Here is an 18681-nt window from a genome sequence, read left to right as displayed (position 1 = left end):
GGCCGAGCCAGAAGGGAAACGATAGACGCTATTGACCGCAGGCGAGCCCGCCGCTAGCGAGCCGGAATGGCCGCTGTCCTCGCTCTCGCACTGCCGTTCTTCGGCGTCATTTTCCTGGGTTTCGCCTGCGGCCGGGGCTCGAAGATCCCCGAGAGCGGGCTCGCCTGGCTGAGCTTCTTCATCGTCTATGTCGCGCTGCCGCCTCTGTTCTTCTCGCTCGTCGCGCGCACCCCCTTCGACCAGCTGACGAACGGCCGCTTCATCGCGGCGACGACGGCGGCGACGGCGACGTGCTTTGCCCTGTCGCTCGGCATCGGGCTCTGGCTGCGGCGCGGCAACCTGCCGGAGGCGACGATCGCGGCGATCGTCGGTTCCTATGCCAATGTCGGCTACATGGGTCCGGGACTGACGCTCGGCGCGCTCGGCGCGGCCGCCTCGGTGCCCACCGCGCTGATCTTCGTGTTCGACAGCCTGTTCTTCTTCACCATTGTCCCGCTGCTGATGGCGGTGAGCGGGCGTGACAAGCACGGGTTCGGGGCAACGATGGTGCTGGTTGCGCGGCGGGTGCTGACCCACCCGTTCAATGTCGCGACCTTTCTCGGCGTCTTCGCGGCCTATATCGAGTTCCAGCCACCGGAAGCGCTCTCGCGCCTGCTCGATTTCCTGAAGAATGCCGCCGCCCCCTGCGCTCTCTTCACCCTCGGCGTCTCGGTGGCGCTGCGGCCGATGGAGCGCTTCCAATGGGAGGTGCCGCCGCTGATCGCTATCAAGCTGGTGCTGCACCCGGTGCTGGTCTTCGCGGTACTCTTTGCCACGGGACCGTTCGAGCCCGTCTGGGTGGCGACGGCGGTGCTGATGGCCGGCCTGCCGCCCGCGCTGAACGCCTTCATCATGGCCAAGCAATACGACACCTATGTCGAGGCGGCCTCCGGCGGCGTCCTCGTCGGGACGACGGTGTCGGTGCTGACCGTCACCGCGCTGCTCTACGCGGTCCAGCACGACATGCTGCCGGTGGCCGTGTTTCCCTGATGCCGGGCGTCAGAGCGGCTCGCCGAGGAGCAGGCGCGGTACGTCGCGCGTGGGGCCGACGCCTCGCCGCATGATGGCCTGCCGGAGCGGGGGAAGCCGATCCATCAGCCACAGGCCGAAACCGCGTGCCGCCTGCGCCGGCAGAAAACCGGTCAGCAGCGAGCGGTTCAGCAGGTCGACGGCCAGCGTCCGGCTCTCGACATCCGAGCGCCGCCGGGCCTCATAGGCATCAAGAACGGCATCGGCGCCGATGTCCTGCCCGCGCCGCCGGGCCTGCACGACCAGTTCGGCAAGGGTGGCGACGTCGCGGATGCCGAGATTGAGGCCCTGCGCGCCGATGGGTGGGATCGTGTGGGCGGCCTCGCCGATCAGCGCGACACGCCGTGCCCCGAAGCGCTCGGCCGTCTGCGCGCCGAGCGGATAGGCGCTGCGCCTGGTTTCGACCGTCATTCGCCCGAGGATTGAATGCGCCCGTCTCTCCATCGCCCGCGCGAAATCGGCATCGTCCAGCCGGCCCAACCGCTCGGCCTCGCGCGGATCGACCACGCAGACGATGTTCGAGCGCGGGCCGGGCAGTGGCACCAGCGTGAACGGCCCGGTCTCCGTGTGGAACTCGGTGGAGATGTCGTGATGCGGGCGCTCATGCGACAGCGTGGCCGTCACCGCGACCTGCGGATAGCTGCGCGAACGGGTCCTTATGCCGATCCGCTCCCGCAGCAGCGAGTTGCGCCCATCCGCGGCGACGACGAGGGCGGCGCTTATCGCGCTCCCGTCGTCGAGCCGAAGCGTGGCGTCGTCGGTGCCGGGCGCGAGATCGACCACAGGCCGGGTCACGCGGCGAATGCCGGGCGACGCCGCTACGGCCTCTTCGAGGACAGCCAGCAGCGGCTCGTTCTCGATGTTCCAGGCGAAGGCATCCAGCCCGGTTTCATGGGCTTCGAACGCCACCTCCGGCGCGCGGATGAGGCGCCGCGTGTCGTCGACGATGCGCATCGTCCGCAGCGGCGAGGCGGATTCTGCCAGCCTGGTCCAGACGCCGAGGGCATCGAGCGCCTGCACGGAGCCGTGCATCAACGCCGTGGCGCGTCGATCGACCCGGCGTGTGGGCGCCACGAGCGTCACCGCCAGCCCGGCACCGGCGAGCGCGAGGGCACCGATCAGGCCGGCCGCCCCGCCGCCGGCTACCACGACGTCGGCGGGCCCTGCATCCGCTTCGCTCATCCACGCCTCCATCGGCTCTTTCGCCGCTCCGAATCCGGGTCGCATCCTGTTCAAGCCCCTCGCGCAGTTCAAGCGGGGGCTGTATGCACGGGGCTGAGTGTGGGATAAGCAGTCGTTGCGCAACGTGACAAATCGGTGATGCCTGCCGGGGCATGCCGAGCCTGCTGCGGACAGATCAATCCGGCGGGGGCGACGGGAGGACTTTCGTGCCTGTATTCACGAAGCTGAGCGACGAGGCGCCGTCCCGGCGGCAGACTCTCGCGTTCGCCGTCCACCTGTTCACGGCTTCGGGGGCGGTCTTCGGCCTGCTCGCGCTCATTGCGGCGGTCGAGGGCAACTGGTCGCTGATGTTCACCTGGCTGGGCGCCGCGCTGTTCGTCGACGGGATCGACGGATCGATCGCGCGGCGCGTGCGGGTGGTCGAGGTGCTGCCGCGCTGGTCCGGTGAGACGCTGGACCTCGTCGTCGACTACCTCACCTATGTGCTCGTGCCGGCCTTCGCGGTGGCGACCGGCAATCTCATGCCGACATGGATGGCGATCCCCGCGAGCGCGGTGATCCTGCTCACCAGCGCGCTGTATTTCGCCGATACCAGCATGAAGACCGAGGACAAGTATTTCCAAGGCTTTCCGGCGGTGTGGAACCTCGTCGTTTTCTATTTCTTCCTCGTGCCGATGAGCCCATGGGTGATCGTCGCGATCATAGCCCTGCTGGCGGTCGCCACCTTCCTGCCGATCAAGTTCGTGCATCCCTTCCGGGTGGTGCGGCTGCGCGTCGTCACGCTGGGGCTCATGGCGGTCTGGGCGGTGCTCGCGATCACCGCCGTGGTGGAGAAGCTGCAGCCGCCGGCATGGGTGACGGTGGCGATGTGCGCGATTGCCGTCTATTTCCTGCTGGCCGGGTTCGAGCGGCCGGGTCGCCGGCGGATCAGCGGCGATCATTGAGGGGAAGGCATGGCATTCGCTGTTCGTATCCATCGCACCGGCGGCCCTGAAGTTCTCAGCTACGAGGCAGTGGAACTCGGCCGCCCGGGGCCGGGCGAGGCGAAGATCCGCCAGACGGCTATCGGGCTCAACTTTATCGATACCTATTTCCGCTCGGGGCTTTATCCCGCGCCGGCGGGCCTGCCGCTCGTCCCGGGCAACGAGGGCGCCGGGGTTGTGCTCGAGGTGGGGGAGGGCGTGACCGATCTGGCGCCCGGCGACCGCGTCGCCTACGGCTCCTCGCTGGGCGCCTATGCCACGGAGCGTCTGGTTCCGGCCGGGATGCTGGTGAAGCTGCCCGAGACGATCGAGGACCAGAGCGCGGCGGCGATGATGCTGAAGGGCATGACCGCGCGCTATCTCATCCGGCAGACCTATGTGGTGAAGCCCGGCAACACCATCCTGGTGCATGCCGCCGCCGGCGGCGTCGGCCTGATCCTGTGCCAGTGGGCGGCGCATATCGGCGCGACGGTGATCGGCACGGTCGGATCGCCCGAGAAGGCCGCGCTGGCCCGCGCCAACGGGGCGACGCACACCATTCTGTACAATGACGAGAACTTCGTCGAACGGGTGCGCGAGATCACTAAGGGCGCGCTCTGCAACGTCGTCTATGACGGGGTGGGGCAGGCGACCTACCCCGCCTCGCTGGACTGCATCAAGCCCCGGGGGCTGTTCGTCAGCTTCGGCAACGCCTCCGGGCCGATCCAGAACTTCAACCTTCTGGCGCTGTCGCAGAAGGGCTCGCTCTACGTCACCCGGCCGACGCTGTTCGCCTATATCGCGACGCGCGACGAGCTTCTCGCCAACGCAAGCGACCTGTTCGATGTGGTCTCCGCGGGAGTGGTGAAAATCCCGGTCAATCAGACCTACGCTCTGGCCGACGCCCAGACGGCGCACCGCGACCTTGAGGCGCGCCGGACCACGGGTTCCACGGTCCTGCTCCCCTGAGGGCGGGCTGCGCAATTCTGCGGCATCATGATGCCGCATCCACCGAAACAGCTCTGGCGATACTCGGCGGCGGGTGTGATCGGAGCAGTTGGCCGGTGCCTTGCATGAGTGGGCCAAGCGCCCGGGCCGTCGCCCGTCGCGGGGAGTGTGATGACCGAAGCCGTTCCGCCGCCGCTCCTGGAAGCTGTCGGATTGACCAAGCGATTTGGTGCGCTGGTCGCCAATGACAATGTCAGCCTCGCGATCCGGGCGGGCGAAAATCACGCCCTGCTGGGAGAAAACGGGGCGGGCAAGTCCACGCTCGTCAAGATGCTCTGCGGGTTGCTCCAGCCGGATTCCGGCGAACTGCGCTGCGACGGCGAGGCGATCCATTTCCCGGATCCCGCCACGTCGCGGGCGCGCGGAATCGGTGTCGTGTTTCAGCATTTCGCGCTGTTCGATGCCTTGAGCGTGGTCGAAAACGTCGCGCTCGGCCTCGATGGCCGCGAATCGCTCGCCGCTCTGGCGCGGCGGATCGATGCCTGCGTCGCCCGCTACGGGCTTGTGGTCGACCCGCGCCGACGGGTGTCGGAGCTCTCGGTCGGCGAACGCCAGCGGGTCGAGATCGTGCGCTGCCTGCTGGGCGACCCGCGGGTTCTCATCCTCGACGAGCCCACCTCGGTGCTGACGCCGGACGAGTCGGAGAGCCTGTTCCGCACCCTCGACGTACTGAAGGGCGAGGGGCGGGCGGTGTTGTTCATCAGCCACAAGCTCGACGAGGTGCGCCGCCTGTGCGACCGCGCCACGGTGCTGCGCGGCGGCCGGTTCGTCGGGGCGGTCGATCCCCGTCAGGAAACTTCCGCGAGCCTCGCCCGGCTCATGGTCGGGGCCGACGTTCCGCGCACGCCACGGATCGCCGAGCACGAGATCGGCGTGCCTCGCCTGCTGGTCAAGGGCCTGAACCTGCCGGGCGACGGCAGCCGGGGTTCCGCGCTCCACGACGTCAACCTCGAGGTGCGGGCCGGCGAGATCGTGGGTATCGCCGGGGTGGCCGGTAATGGGCAGACCGCCCTGTTCGACGTGCTCTCCGGCGAACGGCTTGCTCCCGATCCCGAAAGCATCGTGATCGATGCGAGCCCCGCCGGCGCGCTGGGGCCGACGGCGCGGCGGGCGCTCGGCGCGGGCTTCGTTCCGGAAGAGCGGCTGGGCCATGCGGCGGCGCCCGATATGCGGCTCTCCGACAATGTCCTGCTGACCACCCATGGCGACGGCCATCTCGTCAATGGCGGGATCATCCGGCGCAGGGCTTTGCAGGCACATTTTGCCGCGATCGTGAAGCGCTTCGACGTCCGCTTCGGCGGCAGGGATCCCAAGGCGCGGCGCCTCTCGGGTGGCAACCTGCAGAAATTCGTCATCGGCCGCGAGGTGCTGCGCGGGCCGCGGCTGCTGGTGGTCGACCAGCCGACGTGGGGCGTCGACGCCGCCGCCGCCGCTTTCATCCGCACCACGCTGCGCGAGAAGGCGGCAGAGGGATGCGCGATCGTGGTGGTGAGTCAGGATCTCGACGAACTGCTGGAGTTCGCGGACCGCATCGCCGTCATGTATGACGGCCGCCTCACCCCACCCGTGCCGGTGGCGGAAACGTCCCGCGAGGCGATCGGGCTCGCCATGGGTGGGGCGCATGGCGGACGCGCCGACGCGGAGGGTGCCCATGCCGCTTAAGATCGAGCGTCAGGAGAGCGTGTCGGCGCTCGGTCTGATCGCGGCGCCGATCGTTGCGCTGGCGTTTACGCTGCTGGTCGGCGCGGTGATGTTCGCGCTGCTGGGACACGATCCCCTTCGTGCCTTTCAGATCTACTTCATCGAGCCCCTGTCCGATCCCTGGACGCTGCAGGAACTAGTCGTGAAGGCCTGCCCGCTCATCCTGATCGGCGTCGGCCTGTCCTTCTGCTACCGGGCGAACCGCTGGAACATCGGTGCCGAAGGCCAGTATGTGGCGGGAGCGGTGCTGGGTTCATGGCTGGCGCTCGTCACGCACGGGACGGAGGCCGGTCCCTGGGTACTGCCGGCCATGCTCGTCCTGGGCGCGTTGGGCGGGGCCCTCTGGGGACTCATCCCGGCCCTGCTGCGCGTGCGCTTCGGCGCGAGCGAGATCCTCACCAGCCTGATGCTGGTCTATGTCGCCCAACTCGGCCTCGATTATCTCGTGCGCGGCCCGTGGCGCGATCCGGGCGGCTTCAACTTCCCCCAGAGCGTCACCTTCGATTCCGTCGCCACCCTGCCTCTGCTGTTCGAGGAGGGGCGCCTGCATGCCGGTATCGTCGTCGCTCTGGCGGTCGTGATTGTCGCGACCTTCGTGCTCGGACGGACGCTGGTCGGCTTCTCGATCGAGCTCGGCGGCTCGGCGCCGCGCGCGGCGGCCTTTGCCGGTTTCGACGAACGGCGTGTCACCTGCGGCGTCTTCGCCGTTTCCGGGGCCCTCGCGGGTCTGGCGGGCATCATCGAGGTGGCAGGCACGATCGGGCAGATCCAGCCTTCGATCTCGCCGGGCTACGGCTTCACCGCCATCATCGCGGCGATGCTGGGCCGGCTGCACCCGGTCGGCGTGCTGATCGCGAGCCTTGCCCTGGCGCTCACCTATATCGGCGGCGAAGCGGCGCAGATCTCCATGCGCATGCCGTTCGACGTCACCCGCGTCTTCCAGGGCACGCTGCTCATTGCGATCCTGGCGGCGGACGTGCTGGTGCGCTACCGGATCCGTCGTGTCGAGGGGACGGCGCATGCTTGAGACGGGAATCCTCGCCGCGGTGCTGGCGAGCGTCGTCGCGGCGGCGACGCCGCTTCTGCTCGCCGCGCTCGGCGAACTCGTGGCCGAGCGCGCCGGTACGCTGAATCTCGGCGTCGAAGGCATGATGATCGTCGGCGCGGCGGTCGGCTACGCCACCGCCTACGGCTCCGGCAGCCTGCTGCTCGGGGCGCTGGCCGGCATTCTGGCCGGCGTCGTGCTGTCGCTGGTGTTCGCCGGCCTCGCGATATGGCTGGCGACCAACCAGGTCGCGTCAGGCCTCGCCACCACCATTCTCGGGCTCGGGCTGGCAGGCCTGATCGGTGCGCCGTTCGTGGGCACGCGGCTCGACGGCGCGCCCGAACTCGACATTCCCGGCCTCTCCACCCTGCCGCTGGTCGGCCCCGTTGTCTTTGGGCAGGACGCCTTCGTCTACGCTTCTCTCGCGCTGCTCGCCGCTGTCGCCTATGTGCTGGCGCGCACGCGGCTCGGCCTCATCATCCGTGCGGTCGGCGAGAGCCACGCCGCCGCCCATGCGCTCGGCCATCCCGTCCGGAGAATCCGCACGCTGGCGGTGATGTTCGGCGGCGCCTGCGCGGGGTTGGCGGGGGCGCATCTGTCGCTCGCCTATACCCCGTTCTGGGCCAGCGACATGACCGCCGGCCGCGGCTGGATCGCGCTGGCGCTCGTGGTGTTCTCGGCCTGGAAGCCACTCTGGCTGCTGGCCGGCGCCTATCTGTTCGGCGCGGTCTCGATCCTTCAGTTGCACGTGCAGGGCTTCGGCCTCGGCATACCCTCGCAATTGCTGTCGTCGCTGCCTTATCTTGCGACGGTGGTGGCCCTGGTGGTGATCTCGGCGCTCAAGAAGGGGCAGGGTGCGCCGGCCTCGCTCGGGGTGCCGTTCGTGCCCGATCGCTGATCGGGAAAGGCGGCCGCCTTGGCGGCGGATCGTTCGGGCGGTGGCGGCCGCGCCCGGGCGAGGCAGACAATCGCGGCCGCACTCGGGATGCAGCGGAGACGTTCATGCGCAAGATACTGTCCCTAGCGGCCACCCTCGCGGCGGGGCTCGGCCTCGCCGGCGCGGCACTGGCCCCGGCGCACGCGGCCGACAAGCTCAAGGCGGCGTGGGTCTATATCGGCCCGGTCGGCGACTTCGGCTGGACCTACCAGCATGACCAGGGCCGCAAGGCGGTCGAGAAGGAGTTCGGCGACAAGGTCGAGACCACCTATGTCGAGAGCGTTCCGGAAGGCCCGGATGCCGAGCGCGTCATCGAGCAGCTCGCCCGTGCCGGCAACAAGATCATCTTTACGACCTCCTTCGGCTACATGGAGCCGACGCTGAAGGTCGCCAAGCGCTACCCGAAGGTGATGTTCGAGCACGCCACCGGCTACAAGCGCGACAAGAACGTCTCCACCTACAACTCGAAGTTCCACGAGGGGCGTTACATCCTCGGCCAGATCGCGGCCAAAACCTCTAAGACCGGCACGATCGGCTACATCGCCTCCTTCCCTATTCCCGAGGTCATCTCCGGCATCAATTCTCTGATGCTCGGTGCGCAGTCGGTGAATCCCGACATCAAGGTCAAGATCGTCTGGGTGAATTCCTGGTTCGACCCGGCCAAGGAAGCCGACGCCGCGAAGGCGCTGATCGACCAGGGTGCCGACGTGATCTCCCAGCACACCGACAGCCCGGCAGCCATGCAGGCGGCCGAATCGCGCGGCGTGAAGGCGTTCGGCCAAGCCTCCGACATGATCAATTTCGGGCCGAAGGCGCAGCTCACCTCGATCGTCGACAACTGGTCGCCCTACTATATCGAGCGCGTGAAGGCGGTGATGGACGGCACCTGGAAGTCGACCGACACCTGGAGCGGCATGAAGGACGGAGAGGTCGTCATGGCGCCTTACACCAACATGCCCGACGACGTGAAGGCGATGGCGGAGAAGACCGAGGCCGACATCAAGTCCGGCGCGCTCAACCCCTTCAAGGGTCCGATCTACAACCAGAAGGGCGAGTTGGTGGTGAAGGAGGGTGAGGTGCTGCCGGACAAGGGCATCCTGTCGATGAACTGGTACGTCAAGGGCATCGACGACAAGGTGCCCGGCCAGTGAGCCATCCCGCCTGACAGCGCGGCCGTCGCGGGACGACGGCCGCATTCCGCCCGCTGATGGAGGGGGCGGCGCGGTGTTTTCCGGCAAGGGTCGGATGCACCATGAGGCGGCGGTGTGGGGGTAGTGTCCGATCGCCCATGCCGGCCGCCGCTGCCGGCGACGGTGCCGACGCGTGGGAGCAGCATGGACGTCTTCATTTCGGACTGGCTCAACATCCTGATCCGCTGGTTCCATCTGATCGTCGGAATCGGCTGGATCGGAGCGTCCTTCTATTTCGTCGCCCTCGATTTCGGTCTGCGCAAGGAAGCCGGCAGCCATCCCGGCATCTACGGGGCTCAATGGCAGGTGCACGGCGGCGGCTTCTACCATGTGCAGAAATACATGGTGGCGCCGGAGCGCCTGCCCGAGCACCTGCACTGGTTCAAATGGGACGCCTATCTAACGTGGCTGACCGGCTTCGCGCTGCTGGTCGTCCAGTATTACTGGCACGCCGAATCCTACCTGATCGACCCGGCCGTCGCCGCTCTTGCCAAGCCGGAGGCGATCATGATCTCGATCGCGTCGCTGGCGGGCGGCTTCCTGATTTATGACTGGATCTGCCGCTCGCCGCTCGGCCGGCGGACCGATGTGCTGGCGGTCTGCGTCTTCGTGCTGATCGTCGGCGCCGCGTGGCTGTTCACCCAGGTCTTCTCCGGCCGCGGCGCCTTCATCCATGTCGGCGCCTTCATCGGCACCATCATGGCGGCGAACGTGTTCGTCGTGATCATGCCGGGCCAGCGCAAAACGGTCGCGCAGATGCTGGCCGGCGAGACGCCCGAGCCCATCCACGGCATCCGCGCCAAGCAGCGCTCGCTGCACAACAATTACCTGACGCTGCCGGTTCTGCTGATGATGGTCTCGAACCATTATCCGCTGCTGTTCGGCCATCCCCATTCCTGGCTGGTGGTGGCGCTCATCCTTGTGGTCGGCGGCCTGATCCGGCACATCATCAACAGCGCCGATGCCGGCAAGGATTTCCTCGCCTATGGCTGGGCGGCGCCTGCGGGCCTGTTCGCGCTGGCCTGCGCGATCGTTTTCACGGCCCCCACGCAGGGCGCGGGCGGGCCGGTGATGAGCGACCAGCAGGCGGTCGCGCTGATTGCCAAACACTGTACCATGTGCCATGCCGCGACGCCGTCTCATGACGGTTTTTCCGAGGCGCCGAAGGGTGTGATGCTCGACAGTCTCGCTGCCATCCGCAGCCACCGCGCCGCCATCATCGCCCAGGCCGTGCAGGGCAACGCCATGCCGCTCGGGAATGAAACGGCGATGAGCGCGGACGAGCGGACCGCGCTCGGGGCCTGGTTGCGGGCGCAGCGCTGAGATGGACGTCGCCCTCGATACCGGCGCGCTCGGCGCCCGTGCCGCGGCCATGCTGGATGAACTCGGCACCATCTCGCAGTCGCCGGACCACCTCACCCGCCTGTTCCTGACCCCCGAGCATCGGCGCGCCGCCGATCTGGTGGCCTCGTGGATGCGCGCCGCCGGCATGGCGGTGAGCGAGGACGCGCTGGGAACCGTGCGCGGCCACTGGTGGCCGGCCGGGGAGGAAGCCCCACGCCTGCTGCTCGGCTCGCACATCGACACGGTGATCGAGGCCGGTCGCTATGACGGGACCATGGGCGTGGTGCTGGCGATCCTCGCGGTCGAGATGCTGATCAAGGCGGGGCATCGGCCGGAGTACGGCATCGACATCCTCGCCTTCGGCGATGAGGAGGGATCGCGTTTTCCAACCGCGCTGTCGGCCTCGGCGGCTGTTGCCGGCGTCTTCCCGCCGACGGCGCTGGCGGCGCGTGACGCCGATGGCGTGACGTTCGAGGAGGCGTTGCGCGCCTATGGCAAGGACCCCGCCGATATCCCCACCTGCGCCTACGACCCCAACCGGGTCATCGCCTATGTCGAGGCCCATATCGAGCAGGGGCCCGTGCTGGAGGTCGAGGGGGAGCCGCTCGGGGTCGTTTCGGCCATCGCCGGCGCCTCCCGGCTCTCGGTGACGGTGAGCGGCGAGGCCGGCCACGCCGGCACCGTGCCGATGCGGCTGCGCCACGATGCGCTGCTCGGCGCCGCCGAAATGGCTCTCATGGTCGAGAAGATCGCCAAGGTCGATCGTCATGGCATGGTCGCGACCGTCGGACGGGTGCATGTCGAGCCCGGTGCGATCAACGTCATTCCCTCGCGGGTGGTGTTCACCACCGACCTGCGCTCGGGCTCGGATGCCTCGCGCCGCGAGGCGTTGACGCGTTTCGAGCGGGAGGCCCACCGGATCGCCGATCATCGCGGCCTCGGCGTCGTCATCTCGGCCTTCCATGAGGTGGCGACCGTGCCGTGCTACCGCGATCTCCAGATGCGGCTGGGCAATGCCGTGGCGAGCGTCGGTCATCGGGTGGTCACGCTGACCTCCGGGGCCGGGCATGACGGGCAGGCGATGTCGAAGCTCTGCCCGGTCGGCATGCTGTTCGTGCGCTGCAAGGACGGCATCAGCCACAATCCGGCGGAATATGCCGCGCCCGATGACATGGGGCTTGCCGTCGGCGCGCTGGTGCGCTTCATCGAGCGCTTCGGATTGCCGCAGGGAGGCAGGACCCTGCCGGACGCAGGCGGAGCACGGACGTGAGCGAGAGCGACGAGAAGGTGGCGGAGCTGTTCGGCCGCGAGGTCGAGTTCCTGAAGGCGGTGGTGCGCGTGCCGAGCGACAACCCGCCGGGAGACTGCGCCCCCCACGCCGAGGTGACGGCCGGCCTGCTGGAGGAACTCGGCTTCACCGTCGAGCGGCACGTCGTGCCCGAGCCTTTCGCCAAGACCTACGGCATGCGTTCGGTGGTCAATCTCGTGGTGCGTCAGCGCTTCGGCGAGGGGCGCGGCCCCACCATTGCGCTGAACGCCCATGGTGACGTGGTTCCGCCCGGCGAGGGCTGGACCTTCGATCCCTATGGCGGCGAGGAAAAGGGCGGCGCCATCTATGGGCGCGGTGCGGCGGTCTCGAAATCCGATTTCGCGACCTACGCCTTCGCGCTTCTGGCGCTGCGCGAGCAACCCGAGGGGCTCGACGGCACGGTCGAACTCCATCTCACCTATGACGAGGAGGCGGGCGGCTTCCTCGGGCCGAAATGGCTTCTGGAGCACGACATCTCGAAGCCCGACCTCGCCATTTGTGCCGGCTTCTCCTACGCGGTGGTGGTCGCGCATAATGGCTGCCTGCACCTCGAGATCATCGTGCGCGGCAAGCAGGCGCATGCGGCGATGCCGGAAACCGGGGTCGATGCGCTTGAGGCGGCGACCGACGTGCTCGCCGCCATCTATGCCGAGCGCAAGCGCCTCAACGCCATCGTCAGCGCCACGCCCGGCATCGGCTCACCGAAGATCACCGTCGGCCTCATCTCCGGTGGCATCAACACCAACGTCGTGCCCGACCGGATCGTCATGCGCGTCGATCGCCGCCTCGTTCCCGAAGAAGATGGCGTGCAGGTGGAGGCCGAGCTGAACCGGCTGATCGCGCAATCCGTCGCGGCGCACCCCGGCATCGAGCTGGAATGCCGGCGCATCATCCTGGCCGAGCCGCTGCGCACCCTGCCGGGCACGGAGCCGCTGGTCGAAACCATACAGAGGCACGCCGCTGACGTGCTGGGCCTGACGCCACCTGCCACGGCCGTGCCGCTCTACACGGATGCCCGACACTACACCGCCCACGGCATCCCCACGGCCCTTTACGGAGCGGGGCCGCGCTCCATTCTCGAGGCGAATGCCCACGCCGCCGACGAGCACGTGCGGATATCCGACCTGAAGGCGGCGACCATCATCATCGAGCGCACGCTGCGCGACCTGCTGACGCCCTGACCCTCGAAAGCATGGGTCGCCGGCAAGTGCGGGCTTGTCGGAACACTCGCTTGCAGAGAAATGCAATCGATTGCATGATGCGGGGGAGCTCGCCGCAGAGCGGGCGATATCCACGGAGGATACCCCCATGAGCGAGGCGACCCTGTCCGCCCCGGACGCATCGACAACGGCCGGCCGGTTCGGCCCGAACTCCGGCGTCGTGACCGAACTCGTCGCCGGGTCGAGATACCCGGTGCATTTCCTTCAGGTGGAAACGCGTGACGGCCTCTATGCGCCGATCGCCCTGCGGTTGCCGGTGGGAGAAGGGCCATTCCCTCTCGTGCTCTTCGCCACGGGAAATGGCGGGGGCGGGCTAGGCCTGCTGCGCGAACTCACCCATAACCGCAGCTGGACGCAGGAGCGGTTCCTCGACGCGGGCTACGCGGTGGCGTGGACGCGTTATCGCGCCGAGGTCGACTACGCCTATGACCGCTTCGGAGTCCTGGTGGAGGACATCCGGCAGGGCCGGCAGCTCCTCAATCGCGGCCCGCTGGAATATGAGGACCTCATTTCCATCGCCGAGCACGCGAAGACGCTTCCCTTCATCGATGGCGAGCGCATCGGCTACATGGGCATGAGCCATGGCGGCGAGATGGCGCTCAAGATCGCGTCCGAATATCGCGGCTTCCGCGCCATGATCGCGAGCGAGCCGGCCTCGCATGAGTTCGTGCGCCTGCGGCCGGACGAGACCGCCCATGTCGACCCGGTGAGCGGCCTGCTCAATGTCGAACGGATGCTGATGCGCGATCCCGCCAAGGTGCGCGCACGCATCACCGAAGAGGTCGCCAGGGCCCGGGTCGCGCCGATCGCGACGCCGATCCTCGTGCAGGGCCGCGACACGGACGAACTGCAGGGCATTTTCCGCGTCAGCTACGATCTGCTCGCCGAGGCCGACAAGGAGGCGCGCTGGCAGTCCTACGACCACGACGAGCACGGCTTCGTCTATGTCGGCCGCAACGATGCCGGCGTCTACGAGCCCGACCCGGTCCAGACCGAGGCGGTGCGCGATTCCATCGCGTTCTTCGACGAATACCTGAAGCGGTAGTCAGCCCTCAGAAGCCGACGGCGGTGCCGTGCAGGTCGTAGGCGTCGGCGCGCTCGATTTTCACCGTCGCGATCTCGCCGACCCTCAGCGGCCGGCGGGAGGCGACGTGCACCACGCCGTCGATCTCCGGCGCGTCGGCCTTGGAGCGGCCGATCGCGACGGTGGGGCCGACCGAGTCGATGATCACCTGCTGGCGGGTGCCGACCTTGCGCTTCAGCCGCCGCGCGGAGACCTTCTGCTGCACGGCCATGAAGCGATCCCAGCGCTCCTGCTTCACCGCGTCCGGCACCGCCGCACCGAGATCGTTGGCGGGCGCGCCTTGCACCGGCTCGTATTTGAAGCAGCCGACACGGTCGAGCTCGGCCTCGTCGAGGAACTCGATCAGTTCCTCGAACTCCGCGTCGGTCTCGCCGGGGAAGCCGACGATGAAGGTCGAGCGCAGCGTGAGGTCCGGGCAGTCCTGCCGCCACTTCAGAATGCGGGCCAGCGTCTTTTCCTGCGCCGCCGGGCGCTTCATGCGCTTGAGCACGCTCGGCGAGGCATGCTGGAAGGGGATGTCGAGATAGGGAAGGATGACCCCGTCGGCCATCAGGGCGATGACCTCGTCGACATGGGGATAGGGATAGACGTAGTGCATCCGCACCCAGGCGCCGAGCGAGCCCAGCTCGCGCGACAGGTCGAGGAAGCGGGCGCGGACCGCACGGTCCTTCCACTGGCTTTCCGCATATTTCAGGTCGACGCCGTAAGCCGACGTATCCTGCGAGATGACGAGCAGTTCCTTGACCCCGGCGGCGACCAGCTTCTCCGCCTCGCGCAACACCTCGGCGGCGGGGCGGCTGACGAGGTCGCCGCGCAGCTTCGGGATGATGCAGAAGGTGCAGCGGTTGTTGCAGCCCTCGGAGATCTTCAGATAGGCGTAGTGGCGCGGGGTGAGCTTCACGCCCTGGGGCGGCACCAGGTCGAGGAAGGGATCGTGCTTCGGCGGCACCGCCTCGTGCACCGCCTTCACCACGCTCTCATATTGCTGTGGCCCGGTGACCGCGAGCACGCCGGGGTGCACGTCGCGGATCTGCTCGGGTTCGGCGCCCATACAGCCAGTGACGATGACCTTGCCGTTCTCCTTCAGCGCGTCGCCGATGGCGGCGAGGCTCTCAGCCTTGGCGCTGTCGAGGAAGCCACAGGTGTTGACGATGACGAGGTCGGCGCCCTCGTGCTGGCGCGAGAGTTCGTAGCCCTCCGCGCGCAGGCGCGTGACGATGCGCTCGGAATCGACCAGCGCCTTCGGGCAGCCGAGCGAGACGAAGGAGATGCGCGGCGCCGGGGCGGGCGAATCGAGCAGGGCGTCGGGCGACGCGGGGTCGGCCATGATGCGGCAACGGGTCCGGTGGCAAGGATCGCGAGCGGTTAAGCCACGCGGCCCGTCCCGTCAACTCCGGCCCGTTCCGTCAACTCTCCGCGCGGAGCACGATGTCGAGAGGCGCGGGCAGGGCGACCTCCTCGCAATCGAGCGGCCCGTCGCAGACCCACATGATCATGGCGAGGTGCGCCGGCCTCTCAAGGGCGACGAGCGGTGCATGCCAGACGCCCGGCCGATATTCGATACCCACGCCGGCGGGGACAATGAACGCCTCGACGGCATCGAACAACGGCGATCCGTCCGGAGCCGATGGCGCGGCGGCGACAAGCAACCGGGCGTCGCTCATCGGCAGGAAGGCCTGCGCGGACAGGCTGTGCCGCTCGATGAGGCTGATGCGTACCGGCAGGGCGGAAGGGACGATCACCGTCGTGGATATGTCGAGCCGCGATGCCCGCGGATCATGGTCGAGCCGGGCGGGGAAGGCGCGGCGGGTGCCGCGACCTTCGTTGTGCGCCACCGGATTTCCGGGCGGGATCAGTACGCCATAGGGCGCGAACAGCTCCGGCGTGGCGATGCGGGCCTGCATGGACGCGGTTCCTTCCATGGAATCGCGCCCATGATAGTCGGGTTTCCCGGCGCTCAGGCGGCGGCTTCCGCGGCCGACAATTCGATGACGGATTCGAACAGTTCGACTTCCGGGTGGCCGAGATAGAGCGGGGCGTTGCCGCCGGCGTTGCGATGGGCGGCGCGGAAGGCCTCCGAGCGCGTCCACGCCTCGAAGTCGGCGCGCGAACGCCACACCGTGTGCGAGGCGTAGAGCGTGTGGTCGTCCTTCTCCGGCCCGCGCAGCAGGCCGAACTCGACGAAGCCGGGCACGGTCGACAGATGGCTGTCGCGCTCGCGCCAGACACGCTCGAAATCGGTCTCGTAGCCGTGCTTCACCTTGAAGCGGTTCATGGCCAGGAACATGTCATTCTCCCTCACTGGCGGCCGCCGCCGGGCGGCCGCGATCTTGACGGCGCGGCCGGCGCCTACTTGACGACCATCTTGCCCGGCAGATCGGCCGGGGGCACGTAGCCGAAGCGCACCTTCAGCGCGCCCTTGATCGAGAGCCCCGGCGACGGCAGGTTCTGCAGATACGGCGTGTATTGCTCGTCGAGGAGGTTATCGGCGATGAGCGAGGCCGTCACGTTCTTGTTGATCTCGTAGGCGATCGTCAGGCCGAGCAGGTCGTAGGCGTCGGCGGGCAGCTCGGTCGCGGGGTTCTCCGATGCGCCCCAGACATGCTGGTAGCGGATCGCCGCGAGCAGCTTGCGGTCGAGGAAGCGGGCCCCGAGCGTGGCCGCGACCATGCCGGGCGGCACCGAGTTCAGCCGCTCGCCGGTCTCCTCGTTTTCGCTGTCCATATAGCTGCCGGACGCGCTGACGAACCAGGGACCGGCATCATAGGTGCCCTCCACCTCGACGCCCTTGATGGTCGCCTCGGTGACGTTCACGTACTGATAGCAGACATAGTAGACGCAGGCCGGAATGCCGGTGACGTTCTCGAGATCGATGTAGTCGCTGACATCGTTCTGGAAGATCGCCGCCTTGGCACGGAAGCGGTCGCCGTTCCGGAACAGGTTGTCGTAGCGCAGGTTGACGCCCGCCTCATAGGTCTTGCCCGTCTCCGCCTGCAGGTCCGGATTGGGGATGAACAGGAAGATGTTGCCGGGATGGAAGCCCGACACCAGCGCCTCGCTGATCGCCGGGGCGCGATAACCCTCGGCGAAGGTGCCATAGACCGTGAAGCCCTCGAACGGGGTGAGGCCGACGGTGATCTTGGGCGAGAGATGGTCGCCGTCGGAGCCGCCATCCGGGCTCGAGAGGTTGTAGCTGTCATAGCGCAGCGCGGCGACCACATCGAGCCAGGTGCTGTATTCGGCGAGCCACTGCACGAAGGCGCCACCGACCTCGCGGTTGCCGGAGGGCGTGAGGTTCACACCCGCATCCGGCGCCTCATAGGTGCTCCACGTCTCCACGTCGTCGCGGAAATAATCGCCGCCGAGCGTCACGGTGTGGTTGAGGCCGAACTTCTCGAAGCGGGAGGAATTGTTCGCGTCGAAGCCGACCGTATCGATCTTGTAATTGGTCAGCGTGCCGACCGGGCCGGTGAAATCCATGCAGAAGAACGGATTGCAGACCGGCGCGTACTGCTCCTTGACCACCATCTCCTGTTCGGTCTGGTTCCAGTAGGTGGTTACCTCGAAGTCGATCAGCGGGACATCGGGACGCTCGAACGAGTAGGTGCCCGTGACCGTGGTGTTGCGGACGTTGTTGCCGTAGAGGCCTTCGTCGTTGGCGGCGCCCTGGCCGCTGTCGAACTGGCCGTTCAGGTTGACCACGCCGAACTTGAGCTCGTGGCCGTCGGCGGGGCGGAAGGTCAGCTTGGCGAGCTGGTTGTTCACGTCCTGGCCGGAATTCAGCACCGTGTTGCCGTTGCCATCCTCGTAATCCCCCGCCGTGCGGGCCGAGCCGCCGAAGACGAAGTCGACATTCTCGTTCGGGCGGCCGGCGAAGAAGGCGGAGCCCTGGTAATTGTCCTTGTTGCTGCCGGCGAAGCCGCTGGCCTGTACGGCGTATTGCTCGCCCGGCTGCAGGATGTCGAAGGAGTCCTTCGTGCGCATGGCCACCACGCCGCCGATGGCGCCGGAGCCGTAGATGTTGGCGACCGGGCCGCGCACGACGTCGGCGCCGGCGAGCATGTCGGGATCGACGAAAACCTGCCCCTGCGGCCCGTGGCCGGATTGCTGGAAATTCTGCCGCGCACCGTCGAGGATCACCGCAACGCGCCCGTAATCCTGCAGGCCGCGGATGTTGAAGCCGGTCGCCAGGTCGTCGGCGTTGGTATTGAACCAGACGCTCGGCATGTTCCAGAAGATGTCCTGCAGCCGCTCCGGCTGCAGCCAGTCGATCTGCTCCTGCCGCACGACGCTGACCGAGGCGAGCGTATCCGTGACTTCCTGCTCGGTGCGCGAGGCCACGACCGTGATCGGGTCGAGCTCGAAGGTCGAGACGTCGACGATGTCCTGGGCGTCCTGCGCCATGGCGGGAGCCGCAAGGGCGAGGGCGGCCAGCGACGTGCCGAGCCGAAGAGCGTGTCGAAATGTGGTCGAGCGCCGGCGCATGCCGGCGCGCGCGATGGTCGCGGCCATGGAGATCCCCGATTGATGGTCAAGATCGCCGTATGGCTGGCAGCGCCCGGCACCCCGTGGGGTGCGTCGCCGGCTGGCTGACGACTGTCGACCGGGCTGCCCCCGCGCCCCTGTCGTGT

At 67.9% G+C, this 18681-nt stretch carries 16 protein-coding genes; 11 read left to right on the top strand and 5 right to left on the bottom strand.

Annotated features, from left to right (window positions below):
• The first annotated feature begins 66 nt into the window (after window positions 1-66).
• Complete coding sequence (locus ACEUEL_RS08600) at window positions 67-1029, top strand: AEC family transporter (protein WP_405703976.1); 963 nt, start codon at window positions 67-69, stop codon at window positions 1027-1029.
• Between the two features lie 9 nt (window positions 1030-1038).
• Here ACEUEL_RS08600 and ACEUEL_RS08595 read toward each other — a convergent pair whose 3' ends face one another.
• Window positions 1039-2250 carry a UbiH/UbiF family hydroxylase gene (locus ACEUEL_RS08595; RefSeq protein WP_405703974.1) on the bottom strand — a complete coding sequence of 404 codons (1212 nt, stop codon included), beginning with the start codon at window positions 2248-2250 and terminating at the stop codon, window positions 1039-1041.
• Between the two features lie 206 nt (window positions 2251-2456).
• Between ACEUEL_RS08595 and ACEUEL_RS08590 the strand changes: the two genes are divergently transcribed.
• The 10 genes from ACEUEL_RS08590 (at window position 2457) to ACEUEL_RS08545 (ending at window position 14011) form a co-directional block, all read left to right on the top strand.
• Window positions 2457-3194, top strand: coding sequence for a CDP-alcohol phosphatidyltransferase family protein (locus ACEUEL_RS08590; RefSeq protein ID WP_405703972.1), 738 nt, complete (start codon window positions 2457-2459; stop codon window positions 3192-3194).
• A 9-nt stretch (window positions 3195-3203) separates the two neighbouring features.
• Window positions 3204-4181: a quinone oxidoreductase family protein gene (locus tag ACEUEL_RS08585; protein WP_405703971.1), complete on the top strand. Its 978-nt coding sequence runs from the start codon at window positions 3204-3206 to the stop codon at window positions 4179-4181.
• Between the two features lie 150 nt (window positions 4182-4331).
• Window positions 4332-5882 carry an ABC transporter ATP-binding protein gene (locus ACEUEL_RS08580; protein WP_405703969.1) on the top strand — a complete coding sequence of 517 codons (1551 nt, stop codon included), beginning with the start codon at window positions 4332-4334 and terminating at the stop codon, window positions 5880-5882.
• Complete coding sequence (locus ACEUEL_RS08575) at window positions 5872-6948, top strand: ABC transporter permease (protein ID WP_405703968.1); 1077 nt, start codon at window positions 5872-5874, stop codon at window positions 6946-6948. The genes ACEUEL_RS08580 and ACEUEL_RS08575 overlap by 11 nt, the downstream gene beginning before the upstream one ends.
• Window positions 6941-7864: an ABC transporter permease gene (locus ACEUEL_RS08570; protein WP_405703966.1), complete on the top strand. Its 924-nt coding sequence runs from the start codon at window positions 6941-6943 to the stop codon at window positions 7862-7864. Before ACEUEL_RS08575 ends, ACEUEL_RS08570 begins: the two co-directional genes overlap by 8 nt.
• A 104-nt stretch (window positions 7865-7968) precedes the next feature.
• Window positions 7969-9054, top strand: a complete 1086-nt coding sequence (locus ACEUEL_RS08565; protein ID WP_405703965.1) for a BMP family ABC transporter substrate-binding protein — start codon at window positions 7969-7971, stop codon at window positions 9052-9054.
• 183 nt (window positions 9055-9237) lie between these two features.
• Window positions 9238-10416: a urate hydroxylase PuuD gene (locus ACEUEL_RS08560; RefSeq protein ID WP_405703963.1), complete on the top strand. Its 1179-nt coding sequence runs from the start codon at window positions 9238-9240 to the stop codon at window positions 10414-10416.
• Between the two features lies 1 nt (window position 10417).
• Window positions 10418-11707 carry an allantoate amidohydrolase gene (locus tag ACEUEL_RS08555; protein WP_405703962.1) on the top strand — a complete coding sequence of 430 codons (1290 nt, stop codon included), beginning with the start codon at window positions 10418-10420 and terminating at the stop codon, window positions 11705-11707.
• Complete coding sequence (locus ACEUEL_RS08550) at window positions 11704-12927, top strand: ArgE/DapE family deacylase (protein ID WP_405703960.1); 1224 nt, start codon at window positions 11704-11706, stop codon at window positions 12925-12927. Before ACEUEL_RS08555 ends, ACEUEL_RS08550 begins: the two co-directional genes overlap by 4 nt.
• Before the next feature lie 127 nt (window positions 12928-13054).
• Window positions 13055-14011 carry an alpha/beta hydrolase family protein gene (locus tag ACEUEL_RS08545; RefSeq protein ID WP_405703959.1) on the top strand — a complete coding sequence of 319 codons (957 nt, stop codon included), beginning with the start codon at window positions 13055-13057 and terminating at the stop codon, window positions 14009-14011.
• 7 nt (window positions 14012-14018) lie between these two features.
• On the opposite strand, the gene rimO is transcribed toward ACEUEL_RS08545, so the two are convergent.
• From rimO to ACEUEL_RS08525, 4 genes are all read right to left on the bottom strand, one after another.
• The gene (gene rimO, locus ACEUEL_RS08540; RefSeq protein WP_405703957.1) at window positions 14019-15377 is read right to left on the bottom strand and encodes a 30S ribosomal protein S12 methylthiotransferase RimO; all 1359 of its coding nucleotides are present in this window, start codon (window positions 15375-15377) and stop codon (window positions 14019-14021) included.
• A 79-nt stretch (window positions 15378-15456) separates the two neighbouring features.
• Complete coding sequence (locus ACEUEL_RS08535; protein WP_405703955.1) at window positions 15457-15954, bottom strand: ureidoglycolate lyase; 498 nt, start codon at window positions 15952-15954, stop codon at window positions 15457-15459.
• 53 nt (window positions 15955-16007) lie between these two features.
• Window positions 16008-16337 carry an antibiotic biosynthesis monooxygenase family protein gene (locus ACEUEL_RS08530; protein WP_405703954.1) on the bottom strand — a complete coding sequence of 110 codons (330 nt, stop codon included), beginning with the start codon at window positions 16335-16337 and terminating at the stop codon, window positions 16008-16010.
• Window positions 16338-16399: 62 nt separating this feature from the next.
• Window positions 16400-18562 carry a TonB-dependent hemoglobin/transferrin/lactoferrin family receptor gene (locus ACEUEL_RS08525; protein WP_405703953.1) on the bottom strand — a complete coding sequence of 721 codons (2163 nt, stop codon included), beginning with the start codon at window positions 18560-18562 and terminating at the stop codon, window positions 16400-16402.
• Between the last annotated feature and the right edge of the window lie 119 nt (window positions 18563-18681).

Source organism: Ancylobacter terrae, assembly GCF_045108345.1.
Lineage (GTDB): Bacteria > Pseudomonadota > Alphaproteobacteria > Rhizobiales > Xanthobacteraceae > Ancylobacter.
The sequence above is the reverse complement of the archived record's forward strand: the minus strand, read 5'-3'. Positions and strand labels throughout refer to the sequence as shown.

Excerpts from the sequence above, each read along its gene's own strand:
- ACEUEL_RS08600 (WP_405703976.1), top strand. The coding sequence starts at position 67 with ATGGCCGCTGTCCTCGCTCTCGCACTGCCGTTCTTCGGCGTCATTTTC.
- ACEUEL_RS08595 (WP_405703974.1), bottom strand. The coding sequence starts at position 2,250 with ATGAGCGAAGCGGATGCAGGGCCCGCCGACGTCGTGGTAGCCGGCGGC.
- ACEUEL_RS08585 (WP_405703971.1), top strand. The coding sequence starts at position 3,204 with ATGGCATTCGCTGTTCGTATCCATCGCACCGGCGGCCCTGAAGTTCTC.
- ACEUEL_RS08580 (WP_405703969.1), top strand. The coding sequence starts at position 4,332 with ATGACCGAAGCCGTTCCGCCGCCGCTCCTGGAAGCTGTCGGATTGACC.
- ACEUEL_RS08575 (WP_405703968.1), top strand. The coding sequence starts at position 5,872 with ATGCCGCTTAAGATCGAGCGTCAGGAGAGCGTGTCGGCGCTCGGTCTG.
- ACEUEL_RS08570 (WP_405703966.1), top strand. The coding sequence starts at position 6,941 with ATGCTTGAGACGGGAATCCTCGCCGCGGTGCTGGCGAGCGTCGTCGCG.
- ACEUEL_RS08565 (WP_405703965.1), top strand. The coding sequence starts at position 7,969 with ATGCGCAAGATACTGTCCCTAGCGGCCACCCTCGCGGCGGGGCTCGGC.
- ACEUEL_RS08560 (WP_405703963.1), top strand. The coding sequence starts at position 9,238 with ATGGACGTCTTCATTTCGGACTGGCTCAACATCCTGATCCGCTGGTTC.
- ACEUEL_RS08555 (WP_405703962.1), top strand. The coding sequence starts at position 10,418 with ATGGACGTCGCCCTCGATACCGGCGCGCTCGGCGCCCGTGCCGCGGCC.
- ACEUEL_RS08545 (WP_405703959.1), top strand. The coding sequence starts at position 13,055 with ATGAGCGAGGCGACCCTGTCCGCCCCGGACGCATCGACAACGGCCGGC.
- rimO (WP_405703957.1), bottom strand. The coding sequence starts at position 15,377 with ATGGCCGACCCCGCGTCGCCCGACGCCCTGCTCGATTCGCCCGCCCCG.
- ACEUEL_RS08535 (WP_405703955.1), bottom strand. The coding sequence starts at position 15,954 with ATGCAGGCCCGCATCGCCACGCCGGAGCTGTTCGCGCCCTATGGCGTA.
- ACEUEL_RS08530 (WP_405703954.1), bottom strand. The coding sequence starts at position 16,337 with ATGTTCCTGGCCATGAACCGCTTCAAGGTGAAGCACGGCTACGAGACC.
- ACEUEL_RS08525 (WP_405703953.1), bottom strand. The coding sequence starts at position 18,562 with ATGGCCGCGACCATCGCGCGCGCCGGCATGCGCCGGCGCTCGACCACA.